The organism is Delftia sp. S65, from assembly GCF_016516495.1.
GTDB classification, from domain to species: Bacteria; Pseudomonadota; Gammaproteobacteria; order Burkholderiales; family Burkholderiaceae_C; genus Comamonas; species Comamonas acidovorans.
Genome location: NZ_JACVUR010000073.1, coordinates 1 through 17,781 on the forward strand (window position 1 = coordinate 1; position 17,781 = coordinate 17,781).

At 68.2% G+C, this 17,781-nt stretch carries 14 protein-coding genes; 7 read left to right on the forward strand and 7 right to left on the reverse strand.

Annotated elements, in window-relative coordinates; all coding sequences use genetic code 11:
• A partial coding sequence (chrA, locus tag IAE24_RS29230; RefSeq protein ID WP_233626226.1) for a chromate efflux transporter occupies nt 1-1,324 on the forward strand: 1,324 nt, incomplete at its 5' end.
• Nucleotides 1,325-1,688: 364 nt separating this feature from the next.
• Nucleotides 1,689-3,848 (forward strand): TonB-dependent siderophore receptor, encoded by a 2,160-nt coding sequence (locus IAE24_RS29235; protein WP_199960920.1) that lies wholly within the window; start codon nt 1,689-1,691, stop codon nt 3,846-3,848.
• 36 nt (nt 3,849-3,884) lie between these two features.
• On the opposite strand, the gene IAE24_RS29240 is transcribed toward IAE24_RS29235, so the two are convergent.
• On the reverse strand, nt 3,885-4,835 hold the full coding sequence (locus IAE24_RS29240) for a transglutaminase-like domain-containing protein (RefSeq protein WP_013802957.1): 951 nt from the start codon (nt 4,833-4,835) through the stop codon (nt 3,885-3,887).
• 227 nt (nt 4,836-5,062) lie between these two features.
• Here IAE24_RS29240 and IAE24_RS29245 point away from each other — a divergent pair, with 227 nt between their 5' ends.
• Entirely contained in the window at nt 5,063-5,749 is a 687-nt protein-coding gene (locus IAE24_RS29245; RefSeq protein ID WP_012204906.1) for a GntR family transcriptional regulator, read from the forward strand.
• Between the two features lie 12 nt (nt 5,750-5,761).
• On the opposite strand, the gene IAE24_RS29250 is transcribed toward IAE24_RS29245, so the two are convergent.
• The 3 genes from IAE24_RS29250 to IAE24_RS29260 are packed head-to-tail and all read right to left on the reverse strand — an operon-like array spanning nt 5,762 to nt 10,003.
• A complete protein-coding gene (locus IAE24_RS29250) occupies nt 5,762-6,181 on the reverse strand; it encodes a heme-binding protein (RefSeq protein ID WP_074923447.1) in 420 nt (139 codons plus the stop codon).
• Between the two features lie 37 nt (nt 6,182-6,218).
• Complete coding sequence (locus IAE24_RS29255) at nt 6,219-9,305, reverse strand: FAD-binding and (Fe-S)-binding domain-containing protein (protein WP_199960921.1); 3,087 nt, start codon at nt 9,303-9,305, stop codon at nt 6,219-6,221.
• An 8-nt stretch (nt 9,306-9,313) separates the two neighbouring features.
• Nucleotides 9,314-10,003: a GntR family transcriptional regulator gene (locus IAE24_RS29260; RefSeq protein WP_012204897.1), complete on the reverse strand. Its 690-nt coding sequence runs from the start codon at nt 10,001-10,003 to the stop codon at nt 9,314-9,316.
• Between the two features lie 158 nt (nt 10,004-10,161).
• On the opposite strand from IAE24_RS29260, the gene IAE24_RS29265 reads away from it, so the two are divergent.
• The 4 genes from IAE24_RS29265 (at nt 10,162) to IAE24_RS29280 (ending at nt 14,696) form a co-directional block, all read left to right on the forward strand.
• Nucleotides 10,162-11,403, forward strand: coding sequence for a pyridoxal-phosphate-dependent aminotransferase family protein (locus tag IAE24_RS29265; protein ID WP_199960922.1), 1,242 nt, complete (start codon nt 10,162-10,164; stop codon nt 11,401-11,403).
• A gap of 105 nt (nt 11,404-11,508) precedes the next feature.
• Nucleotides 11,509-12,543 carry a Bug family tripartite tricarboxylate transporter substrate binding protein gene (locus tag IAE24_RS29270; RefSeq protein WP_199960923.1) on the forward strand — a complete coding sequence of 345 codons (1,035 nt, stop codon included), beginning with the start codon at nt 11,509-11,511 and terminating at the stop codon, nt 12,541-12,543.
• Nucleotides 12,544-12,554: 11 nt separating this feature from the next.
• Nucleotides 12,555-13,160 (forward strand): tripartite tricarboxylate transporter TctB family protein, encoded by a 606-nt coding sequence (locus tag IAE24_RS29275; RefSeq protein ID WP_199960924.1) that lies wholly within the window; start codon nt 12,555-12,557, stop codon nt 13,158-13,160.
• Nucleotides 13,161-13,187: 27 nt separating this feature from the next.
• Nucleotides 13,188-14,696 (forward strand): tripartite tricarboxylate transporter permease, encoded by a 1,509-nt coding sequence (locus IAE24_RS29280; protein ID WP_199960925.1) that lies wholly within the window; start codon nt 13,188-13,190, stop codon nt 14,694-14,696.
• Between the two features lie 10 nt (nt 14,697-14,706).
• Here the strand turns inward: IAE24_RS29280 and IAE24_RS29285 are convergent, their stop codons facing one another.
• From IAE24_RS29285 to IAE24_RS29295, 3 genes are all read right to left on the reverse strand, one after another.
• Nucleotides 14,707-15,924 carry a Fic family protein gene (locus IAE24_RS29285; RefSeq protein ID WP_013802964.1) on the reverse strand — a complete coding sequence of 406 codons (1,218 nt, stop codon included), beginning with the start codon at nt 15,922-15,924 and terminating at the stop codon, nt 14,707-14,709.
• A gap of 94 nt (nt 15,925-16,018) precedes the next feature.
• Nucleotides 16,019-17,062 carry a transporter gene (locus IAE24_RS29290; RefSeq protein ID WP_012204892.1) on the reverse strand — a complete coding sequence of 348 codons (1,044 nt, stop codon included), beginning with the start codon at nt 17,060-17,062 and terminating at the stop codon, nt 16,019-16,021.
• Between the two features lie 145 nt (nt 17,063-17,207).
• On the reverse strand, nt 17,208-17,781 hold a 574-nt coding region (locus tag IAE24_RS29295), incomplete at its 5' end, for a hypothetical protein (protein WP_200016413.1).

The following is a 17,781-nucleotide window of genomic DNA, read 5'->3' on the forward strand; positions in this document are numbered from 1 at the left end:
CCTCCCGCCCACCCGCGCCGAAGCCCTGCGCTACTGGCTGAGGCTGGGCTGCATCAGCTTTGGCGGGCCGGCCGGGCAGATCGCCATCATGCATGAGGACCTGGTGGAGCGGCGGCGCTGGATCTCGGAGGGGCGCTTCCTGCATGCGCTCAACTACTGCATGCTGCTGCCCGGCCCCGAGGCGCAGCAGCTGGCCACCTACATCGGCTGGCTGCTGCACCGCACCTGGGGCGGCATCGTGGCCGGCGGGCTGTTCGTGCTGCCTTCGCTTTTGCTGCTCATCGCCCTGTCCTGGATCTATGTGGCCTTCGGCCATGTGCCGGCCATTGCCGGCATCTTCTATGGCATCAAGCCGGCCGTGACGGCACTGGTGGTGCAGGCGGCCTGGCGCGTGGGCTCGCGCACCCTGCGCAACGGCTGGCTGTGGGGCATTGCCGCGGCGGCCTTCGTGGCCATCTTCGCGCTGAAGCTGCCGTTTCCGCTGATCGTGCTGGCGGCCGGCGCACTGGGCTACCTGGGGGGCAGGCTGGCGCCGCGCCACTTCTCCCCTGCGGGCGGGCACGGCCCGCGCGGGGGCAGCCACGGCCCGGCCGTCATCGACGATGACACGCCCACACCAGCCCATGCACGGTTCCGCTGGCGCTTTTTCAGCCAGGTGCTGGCGGCCAGCCTGGGGCTGTGGGCGCTGTCGCTGGGCCTGCTGGCCGCCGCCTTTGGCTGGCAGGGCGCGCTCACCCAGATGGGCTGGTTCTTCACCAAGGCGGCGCTGCTGACCTTTGGCGGCGCCTACGCCGTGCTGCCCTACCTCTACCAGGGCGCCGTGGACCACTACCACTGGCTCACGGCCACGCAGATGATGGACGGGCTGGCCCTGGGCGAGACCACGCCGGGGCCGCTGATCATGGTGGTGTCCTTCGTGGGCTTCCTGGGCGGCTGGAGCACGCAGGTGTTCGGCCCCGATGCGCTGCTGCCTGCCGGCGCCGCCGCCGCCCTGGTCGTGACCTTCTTCACCTTTTTGCCGTCCTTCGCCTTCATCCTGCTGGGTGGCCCCTTCATCGAGTCCACCCATGGCAGGCTGGGCTTCACCGCGCCGCTGACGGGCATCACGGCCGCCGTGGTGGGCGTCATCGCCAACCTGGCCGTGTTCTTTGCCTGGCACGTGCTGTGGCCCCAGGGCTGGGCGGGTCCCTTCGACTGGCCGTCCGCACTGCTGGGCCTGGCTGCGGCGGCCGCGCTGCTGCGCTGGAAGGTGGGCGTGATCCCCGTGGTGGTCGGCGCGGGGCTGGCCGGCCTGGCGATCATGCTGGCGCGCCAGGGCGTGTAGAGACCACCCGCCACGGCCCGCCTGGGACTGTGGCCGTGGCCGGAGTAATCAGCGGTTTTTTGGCAAGCTGAGGCAAGAACCGCTAGCACAGTGCCGCCGCCGCCGGCAACCACATCCATGCGCGGCATGGGTGGTCCATAGAAGACGTCTTCTCTCTTTCACCACAAGCATTCATTGCTATCAAAATAAGAGTAATGCGTGGCATGCTACACACAATTAAAAAGAAAAAGCAATCATTCTCATTGCCATTCTAAAATCCGCACCCGCCATGACAGGCTGCGCCGCTGGCCCCAGGCCGGCAGCAGCGCCGACGCACCCAGAGCACGCCCCACGGCACAGGTTTCCCAGCTCTCGACCATTGACCATGCTTATCCAAAGACTCTCGCGCACGGCAGTTGCACATGCCGCCCTGCTTGCCCTGTGCGGCGCCGCCCACGCCCAGGCCCAGCCTGAAAACGCTCCCGAGGCCACGCTCGCCCCGGTCACCGTGAACGCAGGCACCGAGAAGGAAAATCCCACCGGAGCCGTGGTGGGCTTCACCGCAAAGCGCGCCATCTCGGCCACCAAGACCGACACGCCGCTGATAGAGACGCCCCAGGCCATCAGCGTGGTCACGCGCGACCAGTTCGAGGCGCAGGGCGTGCAGACGCTGCGCCAGACCACGGCCTACAGCGCGGGCGTGGTGTCCAACTATTTCGACAGCCGGGTGGACAGCTTCTCGGCACGCGGCGGCAGCGTGAGCCAGTACCAGGACGGGCTGCTGCGCACCTACGGCACCTACAACACCAGCCGCCCCGACCCCTACACGCTGGAGCGCGTGGAGTTCCTGCGCGGCCCCTCTTCCGTGCTCTACGGCCAGGGCAGCGTGGGCGGCGTGCTCAACCTGACCAGCAAGCGCCCGCAGGCCGAGGCGCTGCGCGAGGTGCAGGTGCAGGTGGGCAGCTACGGGCGCAAGCAGATCGCCACCGACCTGACCGGCGCCGTCACCGAAGACGGCCAGTGGCTGTACCGCCTGGTGGCCGTGGGCCGGGAAAGCGGCACCCAGGTGGACCATGTGAACGACGACCGCCTGGTGATCGCGCCCAGCCTGACCTGGCGGCCCAGCGCCGATACCTCGCTCACGCTGCAGGCGCTCTACCAGAAGGACAAGAGCGGCTCGCTGATCGGCTTCTTCCCCTGGCAGGGCACGCGCCTGCCCAGCCCCTACGGCCAGATTCCCACCAGCACCTTCATCGGCGAGCCCGGCTGGGACTCGTTCGACACAGAGAACAAATCCTGGGGCTACCTGTTCAGCCACCGCCTGAACGCGGACTGGACCGTGCGCCAGAACCTGCGGCGCACCATCAGCGACGTGGACTACCGCTCCATCTACACCAGCTTCACCGCCATCCCCGGCCAGGGCCGCCCTGCGCGCCCGGTCTTCAACCCCGACAACCGCAGCGTCTACCGCGATGCCTCCTGGCAGGTCAACGGCGGGCGCATGCTGGTGATCGACACGCAGCTCGAAGGCCGGCTGCGCTGGGGCACGGCCGAGCACACCGTGCTGGCCGGCATGGATGCGCAGCGCAACAGCACCAGCCAGTCCACCTGGCGCGGCCTGACTGCGCCGTTTGACGTCTACAACCCGGTCTACGGCAATTTCACGCCGCCCACGGCCTCGCAGCTGGTGCGCCAGCCGGGCGTGTCGCAAAAGCAATTGGGCTTCTACGCCCAGGACCAGATCAAGTGGGGCCGCTGGACCGCCACCCTGGGCCTGCGCCACGACAGCGCGCAGACCGATACCGAAGGCCGCCCCGCCTCCGCCGTGGACGAGAAGGCCTGGACCAAGCGCGCAGGCGCCACCTACCAGATGGACGGAGGCTGGGCGCCCTACCTGGGCTACTCCGAGTCCTTCCAGCCGCTGGGCGGCGTGGATGTCTACGGCACGCCCTACAAGGCCCAGCACGGCGAGCAATGGGAAGCCGGCGTGAAGTGGCAGCCACCGGGCCAGGGCCTGTCGGCCTTTGCCGCCGTCTACACGCTGCGCGAGAAGAACCGCAAGACCACCGACCCGGCCAACCCGCTCAACAGCCTGCAGATCGGCGAGGTCAAGGTCAACGGCTTCGAGGCCGAGCTCACCGCCAGCCTGGCCCGCCACTGGGACGCCACCCTGGCCTATGCGTACACCGACGCCGTCATCTCGCGCAGCAATGGCGGCGACCAGGGCCAGCGCGTGACCAGCGTGCCGCGCCACACGGCGTCGGCCTGGCTGACGCACCGCTTTGCCAGCGAAGGGCGAGGTGGCTGGAGCCTGGGTGCCGGCGTGCGCTATACGGGTTCGCAGTGGACGGGCACCAGCCTGGTGGACACGCCTTCGGCCACCCTGCTGGATGCCATGGTGTCCTATGACGCCGGCCCATGGCGCCTGGCCTTCAACGTGGTCAACCTGACCGACAAGGTGCAGATCACGCAGTGCCTGGCACGCGGCGACTGCTTCTACGGCCAGCGGCGCACCTTTGCGGTGACGGGAACGCACCGCTTCTGAGGACCGCCGCCGCGCGCCTTGCACAGCGCAGGCAGCTCAGGCAGGCAGCTGCCTGAAGCTCCTTCGGTCCGCCGTGCTGCCAAACGATGCGCAGCCCGACAGCACGGCGGGCGAAGGCGCGGTGGTCGACAGCGCCTCGCTGCACAGCCGGGGCAGCTGGCTGTGCTCGTCTTCCAGGGCCTGTGTCTGGATCATGGGGGCCATGGCCACCACGTTGCCGAAGATGGTGGCAAAGGCCACGTCGGCCGCGTCACGGCCCGTGCCAAAGCGCATGAAGCCCATGGGAATGGCCGTGCCCGATGCATCGAACAGATACCACCTGTCGCCCAGGTAGGCTTCCACGTAGGCATGGAAATCGGGCGGGCCCAGTGCAGGATCGGCGCCGTAGTCCGTGCCGGTGGCGATGCGGGCGGGAATGTTCAGCGCACGGCACAGGGCGATCATCAGGTGCGTGAAATCGCGGCACACGCCCACCTGCTCCACCAGGGTATCGACGGCCGAGGTGGACGAGTTGCTGGTGGCCGAAGCGAAGGTCACCAGCTCCTGCACCCACTGCTGTATGGCCAGCACGCGCGAATAGCCCGGCGCCAGTTGGCCGAAATTGCGGAAGGCCAGCTGCATCAGCCGGTCGGACTGGCAATAGCGGCTGGGGTAGATGTACGGCAGGACCTCCAGCGGGATGCAGCGCACCGGAACCTCGCCCAGCGCCGCCGGATCCTCGCGGTGGTGCGCGATGCAGACGGTGGCCGTGTAAGTCAGGTGCAGGGGGCCTGGGTTGGCATGCAGGCGCATGAAGCGGGTGGAGGTGGCGGGCTCGGTGGCAATGTCGGGCTCCACGGGCTGGCTGAGCACCAGACGCTCGTTCTCCACCGTCTGGTGCGAGGTGTGGGCCGCATGGATGTTGAACACGAAATCGGCCCCGGCCGGATCGCGGATGTCATAAGCAAGATCCACCTGGATCTGCAGCCGGATCGCTGCGTTGGCCATTGTTTGTCCCTGGTTGGTGTGTCTGATCGCCACCATGGTGCGGGCAGCCACGCCCGCAGGCCGTAGGCCCCTGCTGAAAAGCCTGTAGTGCTTGGCAGGGACAGCGCGTGCGCCGGGCAGGAGGCCCGCCTGGGGTGCAAACTCGGCTAACATCGGCGCCGCCCCGCATGGCGCAATGCCTGTGGCGGGGGCATCCACCAGCCAGGAACAGCCAAGGAGACCGCTAGATGGCGGAGATCATCGAGATATCGCGGGCGGCGCTGCACGAGCAGGTGGCGGACCGTTTGCGGTCCATGCTCATCGAGGGGCGCATCGCCCCGGGCGCCAAGCTCAACGAGCGCGAGCTGTGCGAGCAGCTGGGCGTCTCGCGCACGCCGCTGCGCGAGGCCATCAAGCTGCTGGCCGCCGAAGGCCTGGCCGACCTGCTGCCCAACCGCGGCGCCATTGCCGTCAAGCTGAGCGAGGCCGATGTCATGCACGCCTTCGAGGTGCTGGCCGGCATCGAGGGCCTGTCGGGCGAACTGGCCGCCCAGCGCATCACCGACCAGGAATTCGCCGAAATCCGCGCCCTGCACTACGAGATGATGGCCAGCGTGGCGCGCGCCGACGTGTCTGCCTACTACCGGCTCAACGCCGCCATCCACGCGGCCCTGAACAGCGCCGCCAAGAACCCCGTGCTGACGGAGACCTTCCAGCGCATCAACAACCGCGTGCAGTCGCTGCGCTTTCGCACCAACCTGGACACGGCCAAGTGGAAGCAGGCCGTCAAGGAGCACGAGGCCATGATCGAGGCCCTGGGCGCACGCGACGCCACGGCCCTGCGCGAGCTGCTGGTCACCCACCTGCACCACAAGCGCGATGCCGTGCTGGCCATGCTGCGTGCCGAGGCCCTGCAGCCGCGCAAGGCGCGCTGAAGCCCAGGGCCGCTACCGCTGCGGCGCGGCCCCCAGCGCCGCAACGCCGGCCCGCGCCACCTCCGCATCCTCTGCCGGCTTCACCCCGCTGACGCCCACGGCGCCCAGGCAGTGGCCCTCACTGGTGATGGGCACGCCGCCTTCCAGCAGGCCCTGCAGCGCGGGCACGCTCAGGTAGGCGGTACGGCCGCCATTGATCATTTCCTCATAGAGCCGGCTTTCCTTGCGGCCCAGGGCTGCGGCGTGGGCCTTGGCCGGCGCGATGTGGGCCGAGGCCGGTGCCGCACCGTCCAGGCGCTGCAGCCACAGCAGGTGGCCGCCGTCATCGGCGATGGCGATGCTGACGGCCCAGCCGCGCGCCGTGGCATGCGCCTCGGCGGCCTGGGCGATGGCCTTGATGTCCTGGAGGTCCAGGCAGGGCTTGTGCTTCATGGGAGTGCCTTGTCTTGCGCGGGAGGGAGGATGGCGGTCAGCGGGCGTCCAGCAGGCTTTCCAGCAGCCGCGCCACATGCACGGCGTCGCGCGCCGCGCCGTCGGCGATCTGGTGGCGGCAGCTGGTGCCGTCGGCCACGACGATGGCCTCGGGGCGCTGGCGTATGGCCGGCAGCAGGGCCGCCTCGGCCATGTCCATGGACACCTGGTGGTGGCTGGCCTCGTAGCCGAAGCTGCCGGCCATGCCGCAGCAGGAGCTTTCGATGAGCTCGGGCTGGGCGCCGGGAATCAGCCGCAGCACGTCGAGGATGGGGCTGACGGCGCCAAAGGCCTTCTGGTGGCAATGGCCGTGCACGAGGATGGGCGCCTCGGCGGCGCGCAGCGGCAGCGCGAAGCGGCCGGCCTTCACTTCGCGGGCAATGAATTCCTCGAACAGCAGGGCCTGGGCGGCAACGGCCTGTGCAGGCTCGCCCAGGCCCATGACCAGGGCTTCGTCGCGCAGGGTCAGCAGGCAGGAGGGCTCCAGGCCGACGATGGGGATGCCGGCGCGGGCCAGGGGCGCCAGGGCGTTGATCAGCGCACCCGCGCTGGCCTTGGCCTGCTCGACCATGCCGGTGGCCAGGTAGGTGCGGCCGCAGCAGTGGTGGCCGCCGCCCTCTTTGGCGGACTTGCTGGCGGTGTGCAGCGCATAGCCGGCTGCCTGCAGCACGCGCGCGGCGGCCAGGGCGTTTTCGCTCTCGAAGGTGCCGTTGAAGGTGTCCACGAAGAGCACGGCCACGCGCTCGCCGGCCGCCGCGCGGGCCAGGGCCTGGTCGCGGTCAAGAAAGGTATGTGCTTCGGGCGCGCGCCAGAAGGTGTCGCTGCGCCAGGACGGCAGCGAGCGCCTGGCGGACAGGCCCAGCAGTTTTTCGCCCAGTTGGCGCAGCACGGGCAGGCGGTTGCGCAGGTTCAGCAGCCAGGGCATGCGGCTGGCCGTGGCGGCGTAGCGCGGCAGATGGGCGACCAGCCGGTCCTTGAGCGTGTGGCCATGGCGGGCCTTGTAGTGGGCCAGGAATTCCACCTTCATGCGGGCCATGTCCACGCCCGTGGGGCAGTCGCGCCTGCAGCCCTTGCAGCCCACGCACAGGTCCATGGTGTCGTGCATGGCCTCGCTGGTGAAGGCGTCCGGCCCCAGCTGGCCCGAGATGGCCAGGCGCAGGGTGTTGGCGCGGCCGCGCGTCAGGTGCTGCTCGTCGCGCGTGACGCGGTAGCTGGGGCACATGGTGCCGGCGTCGAACTTGCGGCAGTGGCCGTTGTTGTTGCACATCTCCACGGCCTTGGCAAAGCCGCCCGTGACGTCGCCGCCCGTGCCGGGCGCCGTGGTGACTTCGGTGACCGGGTCGGCCTGCACGTTCCAGGCGGACCAGTCGAGCACGGGCGTGATGGGAATGCGCCGGTAGGGCCGGGGCGCGTCGGCGGGCGCGAAGCGGAACAGCCGGCCATCGTCCATCTTCGGCGTATCGATGATCTTGCCGGGGTTGAAGAGGCTGTCCGGGTCGAAGTGCTGCTTGATGGCGCGCAGGGCCTCGGTGATGGCGGGCCCGAACTGCCAGGCAATCCACTCGCCGCGGCACAGCCCGTCGCCGTGCTCGCCGCTGAAGGCGCCCTTGTATTTGCGCACCAGTTCGGCCGCTTCCTCGGCAATGGCGCGCATGCGCGCCGCGCCGTCGGTGCGCATGTCCAGGATGGGCCGCACATGCAGCGTGCCCACGGAGGCATGGGCGTACCAGGTGCCCCGGCTGCCGTGGCGCGCGAACACTTCGGTGAGCGCGTCGGTGTACTCGGCCAGGTGCTGCAGCGGCACGGCGCAGTCCTCGATGAAGCTCACGGGCTTGCCGTCGCCCTTGAGGCTCATCATGATGTTCAGCCCCGCCTTGCGCACTTCCCAGAGGTTTTTCTGGGCCGCTTCCTCGGGCATTTCCACCACGCTGCCGGGCAGGCCCAGCTCGCCCATCAGCTCCACCAGCTGGCGCAGACGCGCCAGCAGCGCCGCGCGGTCGTCGCCGGCGAATTCCACCAGCAAGATGGCGGCCGGGCGGCCGATGAGCGCGGTTTCTATGGTGGGCTTGAAGGCCGGGTTGGCCAGGCCCAGCTCGATCATGGTGCGGTCAACCAGCTCCACGGCCGTGGGTCCCAGCTTCACGATGTGCTGGGCCGAGTCCATGGCCGCGTGGAAGGTGGGGAAGTTGACCACGCCCAGCACCTTGGCGCGCGGCAGCGCGCTGAGCTGCAGGGTGAGCGAGCGCGTGTAGGCCAGCGTGCCCTCGGCGCCTATCAGCAGATGGGCCAGGTTGACGCTGCCGTCGGCCGTGTAGGGCCGCTCGCTCTGGTTGTCGAAGATGTCGAGGTTGTAGCCCGCCACGCGGCGCATGACCTTGGGCCAGTGCGCGTGGATTTCCGCCCGGTGCTGTTGCGCCAGCCCGTGCACGAATTGCGCAATGCGCGCCGCGCGGCCCGTGGCCTGGGCGACGGGGCCGAAGTCCAGCAGCTCGCCATCGGCCATCCAGGCGCGGGCGCCGCGCACGTTGTGCACCATGTTGCCGTAGGCAATGGAGCGCGAGCCGCAGGAGTTGTTGCCCGCCATGCCGCCCAGCGTGGCCTGGGCGCTGGTCGATACGTCCACCGGATACCACAGGCCGAGCTTCTTGAGCCGGGCGTTGAGGTGGTCCAGCACCAGGCCGGGCTCGACCTCGGCCGTGCCTGCATCAGGGTCCACCGAGAGGATGTTGCGCAAATGCTTGCTGTTGTCGATCACCAGGGCCGCGCCCGTGGTCTGCCCGCACTGGCTGGTGCCGCCGCCGCGCGGCAGCACGGGCACCTTCAGCTCGCGGGCGATCTGCAGGGCCGTAGCGATGTCCTGCTCGCAGGTGGGCACAAAGACACCTACCGGCATGATCTGGTAGATGGAGGCATCGGTGGCATAGCGCCCGCGCGAGGCGGCGTCGAACAGGACCTGGCCGCGCGTGTCCGAGCGCAGGCGGCGCGCCAGCATCTGGCTGACATCGTCGGGCGGCAGCACGGTGCCGGGGGCGGGCACGGTGTCGTCGGGGGAAGCGGCAAGGCGGTGCGTGGATTCCATCAGCATGGCGGCTCTCATTCGTTCATGGTTCGTGGGTAGATCTGGCCTGCCTTGAGCAGGGCGATGACGGTGTCGCGCTTGTGCTCCAGGTGGGCCACCAGCACCTGGCGCAGCGCGGCGGCGTCGCGCGCCTGCAGCGCCTCCAGCATGCGTTCGTGCTCCTGGACGGCACGCTTCCACTTGGCCGCGTCCTGGTTGGTGCGAAAGCGCAGCGACTGCACGCGGGCGTTGATGCGGCCATAGGTCTCGGCCAGCACGGGGTTGGCGGCGGCGCGGTTGATGGCCGAGTGGATCAGCGCATTGAGCCGGTAGTAGCCGGACAGGTCCTGGCGCGCATGGCTGGCCAGCATCTCGAAGTGCAGGGCCCGCACCTCGGCCAGCTGCTGCTCGCTGATGCGCTGCGCGGCCAGCTCGCCCGACATGCCCTCCAGCCCCGCCAGCACCTCGAAGGTCTGCAGCACATCGGCCTCGCCCAGGCGCACGGCCACGGCGCCGCGGTTGGGCACCAGGTCCACCAGCCCTTCGGAGGCCAGCAGCTTGATGGCCTCGCGCAGCGGCGTGCGCGAGACGCGCAACTGCTCGCACAGCGCGCGCTCGTTGAGCTTGGCACCGGGCGGTATGCGCCCCTCCACCAGCCAGGTGCGCAGCCGCGCCGCCACCTGGTCATGCAGGGCAAGCCGCGAAATCTCGATGATCTCCGCCATGGATTCTCCTGGTCGAATGAATTTTGCATTCATTTTTACGCAAGCATTTCTCAAGGCATTCATGGTTATCACCAAGGCATTTATGAATTTTGAATGCAAAAATTCGCAAACACCCTCCCCCGCAGACCGACCTGGCATTTCCTTGAAAAGGACGCACCATGCTCACGCTCGACAGCCATCCCACGGGCCGCCACTTCCTCCAGATCCCCGGCCCCAGCCCGGTTCCCGACCGCATCCTGCGGGCCATGAGCCTGCCCACCATCGACCACCGGGGGCCGGAGTTCGGCCAGCTCGGCCTCAAGGTGCTGGCCGGCATCCAGCAGGTCTTCAAGACCCGGCATCCGGTGGTGATCTATCCGGCCTCCGGCACGGGCGCCTGGGAGGCGGCCCTGATCAACACGCTCAGCCCTGGCGACCATGTGCTGATGTTCGAGACCGGCCACTTCGCCTCGCTGTGGCAGAAGATGGCCACGCGCCTGGGCCTGTCCACCGAGTTCCTGTCCTATGGCGGCTCCGATGAGCACCTGCCCCAGGCGCCGGGCTGGCGCCATGGCGTGCAGGCCGGCCTGATCGAGGCACGGCTGCGCAAGGACACGGAGCGCCGGATCCGCGCCGTGTGCGTGGTGCACAACGAGACCTCCACGGGGGTGACCTCGGACATCGCCGCCGTGCGCCGGGCCATCGACGCGGCGGGCCACCCGGCCCTGCTGCTGGTGGACACCATCTCGGGCCTGGCCAGCGCCGACTACCGCCACGATGAATGGGGCGTGGACGTGACCATCAGCGGCTCGCAAAAGGGCCTGATGCTGCCGCCCGGCATCAGCTTCAACGCGCTGTCGCCACGCGCGATGGAGGCGGCCAAAAGCGCAAAGCTGCCCAAGTCGTTCTGGGCCTGGGACGAGATCGTGGAGATGAACCAGACCGGCTACTGGCCCTACACGCCCAACACCAACCTGCTGTACGCCCTGTCCGAATCGCTGGACATGCTGCTGGCCGAAGGGCTGGATACGGTGTTTGCGCGCCACCAGCGCTGGGCGGCCGGCGTGCGCGCCGCCGTCCAGGCCTGGGGCCTGCCCATCCAGTGTGCCGATCCGCAGGTCTACTCCCCCGTGCTCACCGGCGTGATCACGCCCGAAGGCGTGGATGCCGACGCCCTGCGCCGCCTGATCCACACGCGCTTCGACCTGTCGCTGGGCGCGGGCCTGGGCAAGCTCAAGGGCCGCATGTTCCGCATGGGCCACCTGGGCGACAGCAACGACCTCACGCTGCTGGCCATGGTGGCGGGCGTGGAGATGGGCCTGAAGCTGTCCGGCATCCGTCTGGCCGGCAGCGGCGTGCAGGCGTCCATGGACTACTTCGCTACCCACGCCGCAGCCGGTGCGCTGCGCAAGGCCGCCTGAACCCATCGGCCCCGCGCCGAAACCCCTTGGCAGAGCCGGAGCACATGGCTCGCCCCCTTGATCGTGGATTGCACCAATACCAGGAAATAACAGGAGACAAGAGACATGACATCGCCCCGCAACCGCCTGGCGGCAGCTGCCGTCGCCACCCTCGCTGCCACCGCCGCCATCACCCTCGCCCCTGCCGCCTGGGCGCAGTGGAAGCCCGCCAAGTCCGTCGAACTCGTCGTGCCGTTCTCGGCCGGCGGCGCCTCGGACCAGATGGCACGCGTGATCCAGGCCATCGTCACCAAGCACAAGCTGATCGAGCAGCCCGTGGTCATCCTCAACAAGGCGGGCGCCTCCGGCGCCGAGGGCATTCTGGATGTCAAGGCCTCCGCGCGCGACCCGCACAAGCTGCTGGTGGCCTCCACGGCCATCTTCACCCTGCCCATGGCCACGGCCCTGCCCTTCCAGTGGCGCGACCTGAATCCCGTGGCCATGATTGCCCAGGACCAGTTCGTGCTCTGGGTCAATGCCGAGACCGGCTACCAGACGCCCGCCGACTACCTGGCCGCCGCGCGGCAGGCCGGCGGCAAGTTCAAGATGGGCGGCACCAGTTCCAAGCGCGAGGACCAGATCATCACCGCCAACATGGAACAGGCCGCCGGCGTGAAGTTCACCTACATCCCCTACAAGGGCGGCGGCGAGGCCAGCACGCAGCTGGTGGGCAAGCACATCGACTCCAACGTCAACAACCCCAGCGAGTCCATGGCGCAGTGGCGCGCGGGCCAGGTGCGGGCGCTGTGCGTGTTCGACACGCAGCGCATCGAGTACACGGCCAAGGTCACGGGCAGCCAGGCGCTGTCGGACATCCCCACCTGCAGGGAGCAGGGCCTGGATGTGCAATACACCATGCTGCGTGGCTTCTTCCTGCCGCCCGGCACCACGCCCGAGCAGGCGCAGTTCTATGCGGGCGTGATGCACAAGGTGGTGGCCACGCCCGAGTGGAAGGAGTACCTGGAGAAAAACGCGCTCAAGCCCGAGTACATGACGGGGCAGGCCTTCGTGGACTTCCTGGCCAAGGACGAGACGCGCCACCTCGACATCATGAAGAAGGCCGGTTTCCTGTCGGCCAGCGTGGCCGCTGCCGCCAAGTGAGGAGCCGCGCCATGGACACCGCCATCCACCTTGCCCCGCCCTCCTCCAATTCAGCAGCAGCAGCAGCAGCAGCGGCAGCAGCAACCCCGGCCCAGCCCGCCAGTGCGGCCACCGAATCCATCCCCGCCACCGAAGCCCAGGCCCCCGGCCTGTCCCGCCGCCATGTGGAGTACGGCGTGGCCGCCGTGCTGCTGGCGCTGGCCGTGCTCGTGGTCTGGGACAACCAGCGCATTGGCGCGGGCTGGAGCGACACCGGCCCGCAGGCCGGCTACTTCCCGCTGCGCGTGGGCGCCGTGCTGGGCATCTGCGCCATCGCCGTCTTCGTGCAGGCGCTGCGCAACCGCAGCCAGGAGCAGTTCGCCAGCTGGCTGCAGCTCAAGCGCGTGGCACAGGTGCTGCTGCCGCTGACGGCCTACATCGCCGTGATCGCGCCGCTGGGCATCTACGCGGCCTCGGTGCTGTTCATCACGGGCTTCATGGTGTTTGCGGGCCGCTATCCCTGGTGGAAGGCCATGGCGCTGTCGGGCTTCACCAGCGTGCTGCTGTTCTACGTCTTCGAGATCCAGTTCAAGGTGCCCCTGCCCAAGGGTCCGCTTGAAGCCTGGCTCGGCTATTGACCCCTGTCGCCGCCACGGAGCAACACCATGGACGAACTCCAATACCTTGCGCACGGCTTCGCGGCCGTCACCACCTGGCAGAACACGGGGCTGATGCTCACGGGCATCCTGCTGGGCATCGTGGTCGGCGTGCTGCCGGGCCTGGGTGGCCCCAACGGCGTGGCCATCCTGCTGCCGCTGACCTTCGGCATGTCGCCGACCTCGGCCATCATCCTGCTGTCGTGCATCTACTGGGGGGCGCTGTTCGGCGGCGCCATCACCTCGGTGCTGTTCAACATCCCGGGCGAGGCCTGGTCGGTGGCCACCACCTTCGACGGCTATCCCATGGCCCAGCAGGGCCACGCCGGGGCCGCGCTGACCACGGCCTTCACGGGCTCGTTCATCGGCGCCATCTCGGGCGTGATGCTGATCACCTTCCTGGCGCCGGTCGTGGCCTCGTTCGCGCTGCAGTTCGGGCCTCCGGAGTTCTTTGCGGTCTTCTTCCTGACGTTCTGCTCCTTCATCGGCATGGGCAAGGAGCCCAAGGCCAAGATCGTGGCCGCCATGGCCGTGGGCCTGCTGCTGGCGGCCGTGGGCATGGACACCATCTCGGGCGACCTGCGCATGACCTTCGGCTCCACCGAGCTGCTGCGCGGCTTTGATTTCCTGGTGGTGGTGATCGGCCTGTTCGGCATCAGCGAGATCCTGATGACCATCGAGGAAGGCCTGGCCTTCAAGGGCAAGAAGGCCTCCATCGACCTCAAGGTGGTGTTCAGGACCTGGGCCCAGCTGCCGCGCTACTGGCTGACCATGCTGCGCTCGGCCCTGGTGGGCTGCTGGATGGGCGTGACGCCGGGCGGCGCCGTGGCGGCCAGCTTCATGGGCTACGGGCTGGCCAAGAAGTTCTCGCGCGACCCCGACAGCTTCGGCAAGGGCAACCCCGAAGGCGTGCTCGCCCCCGAGACCGCCGCCCACGCGGCCGGCACCTCGGCCCTGCTGCCCATGCTGGCCCTGGGCATTCCGGGCTCGGCCACGGCGGCCGTGCTGCTGGGCGGGCTGATGATCTGGGGCCTGCAGCCCGGCCCGCTGCTGTTCACCGAGCAAAAGGACTTCGTCTGGGGACTGATCGCCAGCATGTACCTGGGCAACATCGCCGGCCTGGTCATCGTCATGGCCACCGTGCCGCTGTTCGCCGCCATCCTGCGCGTGCCGTTTTCCATCGTCGCGCCCATGATCCTCATGGTCTGCGCCATCGGCGCCTTCACCGTCCACGGCAATGCCACCGACATCTGGCTCATGCTGGTCTTCGGCGTGGTCGGCTATGTCTTCAAGAAGCTGGACTATCCGCTGGCGCCCATGGTCTTGGCCATCGTGCTGGGCGACCGCATGGAAGACGCCTTCCGCCAGAGCATGCTCTCCAGCCAGGGCGAGCTGGGCATCTTCTGGCACAACGGCCTGTCGGGCACCATCACCACGCTGGCCCTGCTGATGCTGGTGTGGCCGCTGCTGGGCAAGTTGCGGGCGGTGGCGTTCGGGGCGAGGGCTGTGGCGGCCTGAGAGGAGCCGTCTACAGCGAATCAGCCTCCGCTTCCGGCCAGAGGCGGGGGAAGTAAAAACGCAGGGCGTGCAGCGGCACGCCCAGGCGCACTCTTCCATACGGTGAATCCGTCTCCAGCAGGCCGCGCTTGAGCAGTGCCGATACCTGGGCGGTGGCCAGCCGGTCACCCAACCCCAGCATGGCCTTGAAGTCGGCCCGATCCATCTCCGCCTGGGCCGCAAAAAGATAGTGCAATGCGCGCAATGCCTCGCTGCGCACGCCTTGGCGCACCACCCGTTCCTCATAGGCAAGGCATGCCGCCATGCGTTCCTTCATGCCGTCCAGCGACAGAAGTCCCTCCATGAAGCTCACTTGGTCCATGCACAGTTCCAGCACGTATGCGATCCAGTCGATCAACCCCAGTTCGGTCAGATTGCCACGGCCATCAAGGTCACCACGGCGCGGCTCGTCTGCGGCGGCAAGCAAGGCGTAATAGCGCTCCTGCGACCGTGCGAACCCCCTCAGGGGGGACCACAGACCATTGCTCAGGCCCATGTGGGTTAGTACGAGATGTGAATGCAGCCGGGCCACGCGCCCGTTGCCGTCCCGGAACGGATGGATCCAGGCCAGGCGCTGGTGCGCAGCGGCCATGGCCACCAACTGCAACTCGCCACGGCGCACGCCGGAGTAGAAGCTCGACCAGCGGTCCAGAAAAAATGGCAACTGCCCCGCTGCAGGCGCCGCATGCCTGCCCACGCTAACCTCCCGCGTGCGCCATCGACCCGGCTCGATGGCATCGTCGCCAAGGGCGCCGGCCTCCAAATCGGCCTGGGGCAGACGGGCGAAGAGATCCTGGTGGATATCGGCCAGCATCTGGGGGGTCCAGACCTGCGCATTCGTCCATTGCGTGGACCTGTACTCCAGTTGCTCTTCAGTGGCCATGTGCGCCAGCGCCAACCGTTGACGGCGGGCCTGGTCTTCGTCCTGCGCATAGTCGTTGTGCAGGGCGCGCTCGATATCCAGCGGAAAGGTGTGCTGCCCCTCGATCCTGTTCGAGTAATACGAGTTCATGGCCCGAAGCAGCCGGCGCAGGCCTGGCAATGTGTCTGGTCGGTAGCGGCCGGCCAGCCGCTCACCCAACCTGATCAGGTCATGGGAGAGCTCCAGCAAAGGGCCCAGCTTGTGTTCCCCCGGCAGCAGCGGCTCCATCTGGGCAGGATGGTCGTATAGCAGGAATTCTTGCGACATTGATCACCTATATAAGCAGCTGATTTATATAGATGAAATCCGTTTGGTGCGAGATATTTTGCGAGTTCTTCTGCAAGATTCCCTGACACGTCCCCTAATCCCTGTACCGCTTCTTGCGAAACGCCAGCCAGGCGGCGATGACGGTGAAGGCGATCACGATGGACACCACGATCCAGAAGCCGTGCTCGTGCTCTGCCAGCGGTATGCCGCCCACGTTCATGCCGAACAGGCCGGCCAGGATGTTGATGGGCAGGGCCAGCACGGTGACCACGGTCAGCACGAAGAGGCTGTTGCTGTTGTCCTCGTTCACGGCGGCAGCCACTTCTTCCTGCAGCAGCTTGATGCGGTCCTGCAGGGTCTGCATGTCGCGCAGCATGAGCGAGAACTCCTCGCTGGCGGCGGCCAGGCCGCGGCGGTCGTCCTCGCCCATCCAGGCGGGGGGCTGCTGCAGCAGGCGGAACAGCGCGGCCGGCTCGGGCGCCAGCAGGCGCTGCAGGCGCACCAGCAGCCGGCGCAGCCGGCCCAGGTGGGCGCGCGGATGGTGGTAGCGCTGCGCGATGATGGCGTCCTCGATGTCGTCCACGCGCGCCGTGGTCTCGCGCACCACCTTGACCAGCACGTCGGCCTGGGTGCGCATCAGGTGTTCCAGCAGCTCGGCCGTGCTGGCGGGGCTGTCGCCCTGGCGCACGCCGGCACGCAGCGCATCGACCGAGCGCAGCGGCTGGGTGCGCGCGGTGACGACCAGGCGCTCGTCCAGGCAGATCCACAGCGTGGCGATGTCGGCCGACTCGAAGTTGAACTCGAAATTCACATCGTTGAGCACGGCGACCAGGGAGTCATCGGAGCGCTCGATGCGCGTGGAGGCCAGGCCCTCGCGCAGCGTGGTGTAGAAGACTTCGGGCAGCGCGGCGTGGCGCTGCAGCCAGCGCAGGGACTGGGTATTGGCCAGGTTGAAGTGCAGCCACAGGAAGTCGCGCCGGCCCGGCTCGGTGAGCGGACGCTCTGCGCCCAGCCACTGCGCGGCCGACTGCGCCGTCATGGCCTCCACACGCCGCTGCGTGTCGCAGAAAAACCGCCAGCCGCAGATCAGGCCTGCGTCTTCATTGGCCTGGGCCAGGGGGGAGGCTGCGTCAGTCATGGATGGGTGGGGCACCTGCGGGGAGTGGCCTGCGCGGGCCGGACAAGTGCGGGATTCTTGGCCGCCCCCATGACAGAGGTGTGACAACTGTCACGGAGTCGTCATCCGATATGCCTGCCCCCCAGTCGGGGGTGCGGGGCAGGCCTCAGCACATCACGACATTCTCCAGCGTGAACGAGAACGGCGTGGACCCGGCGCCCGCACCGCCGCCTCGCATCACGATGTCGGCGCGCGAGATGCCCAGCAGGGAGATCTCGGTGTTGATGTCGCCCAGGATGGCCGAGTTCATGACCTGGCCCTGCTCGATCTGCGAGACCACCCCGATCCAGATGGTGGGCTTGAATTCGAACACGGCCTTTTGCTGGGGGGCAATCGCGGTCTTGACGGCCAGCAGCCGGCCGTCCTTGTAGCAACTGGCATTGATGGCGCCCCGGGGCAGCGAGTTGAGCACCTGCACTTCGTTGGAGCTTGCGCCATAGCCTGCGGGCGCCAGGCGATCGCCGCTGCTGCTCAGGGACAGCTGGAACTGCTGGCCGAACTGCGCCTCCAGCTGGGGCGTGTGGTTGCCATAGCTGTCGCTGGCACCGACCTGCAGGCCCAGCGGGAAGGTGAACGGGTGGTTGTCGCCCTGGCCGCAGTACTTGATGACCCGCCACGCCACGGCCAGCTCCTCGAAATCGCTGGCAACGTTCTTCTGGAAGATGACGATCTGCGAGTTG

What these genes read in the sequence shown, in the direction of transcription:
- IAE24_RS29235 (WP_199960920.1), top strand. Translation starts at nt 1,689, where the DNA reads ATGCTTATCCAAAGACTCTCGCGCACGGCAGTTGCACATGCCGCCCTG.
- IAE24_RS29240 (WP_013802957.1), bottom strand. Translation starts at nt 4,835, where the DNA reads ATGGCCAACGCAGCGATCCGGCTGCAGATCCAGGTGGATCTTGCTTAT.
- IAE24_RS29245 (WP_012204906.1), top strand. Translation starts at nt 5,063, where the DNA reads ATGGCGGAGATCATCGAGATATCGCGGGCGGCGCTGCACGAGCAGGTG.
- IAE24_RS29250 (WP_074923447.1), bottom strand. Translation starts at nt 6,181, where the DNA reads ATGAAGCACAAGCCCTGCCTGGACCTCCAGGACATCAAGGCCATCGCC.
- IAE24_RS29255 (WP_199960921.1), bottom strand. Translation starts at nt 9,305, where the DNA reads ATGCTGATGGAATCCACGCACCGCCTTGCCGCTTCCCCCGACGACACC.
- IAE24_RS29260 (WP_012204897.1), bottom strand. Translation starts at nt 10,003, where the DNA reads ATGGCGGAGATCATCGAGATTTCGCGGCTTGCCCTGCATGACCAGGTG.
- IAE24_RS29265 (WP_199960922.1), top strand. Translation starts at nt 10,162, where the DNA reads ATGCTCACGCTCGACAGCCATCCCACGGGCCGCCACTTCCTCCAGATC.
- IAE24_RS29270 (WP_199960923.1), top strand. Translation starts at nt 11,509, where the DNA reads ATGACATCGCCCCGCAACCGCCTGGCGGCAGCTGCCGTCGCCACCCTC.
- IAE24_RS29275 (WP_199960924.1), top strand. Translation starts at nt 12,555, where the DNA reads ATGGACACCGCCATCCACCTTGCCCCGCCCTCCTCCAATTCAGCAGCA.
- IAE24_RS29280 (WP_199960925.1), top strand. Translation starts at nt 13,188, where the DNA reads ATGGACGAACTCCAATACCTTGCGCACGGCTTCGCGGCCGTCACCACC.
- IAE24_RS29285 (WP_013802964.1), bottom strand. Translation starts at nt 15,924, where the DNA reads ATGTCGCAAGAATTCCTGCTATACGACCATCCTGCCCAGATGGAGCCG.
- IAE24_RS29290 (WP_012204892.1), bottom strand. Translation starts at nt 17,062, where the DNA reads ATGACTGACGCAGCCTCCCCCCTGGCCCAGGCCAATGAAGACGCAGGC.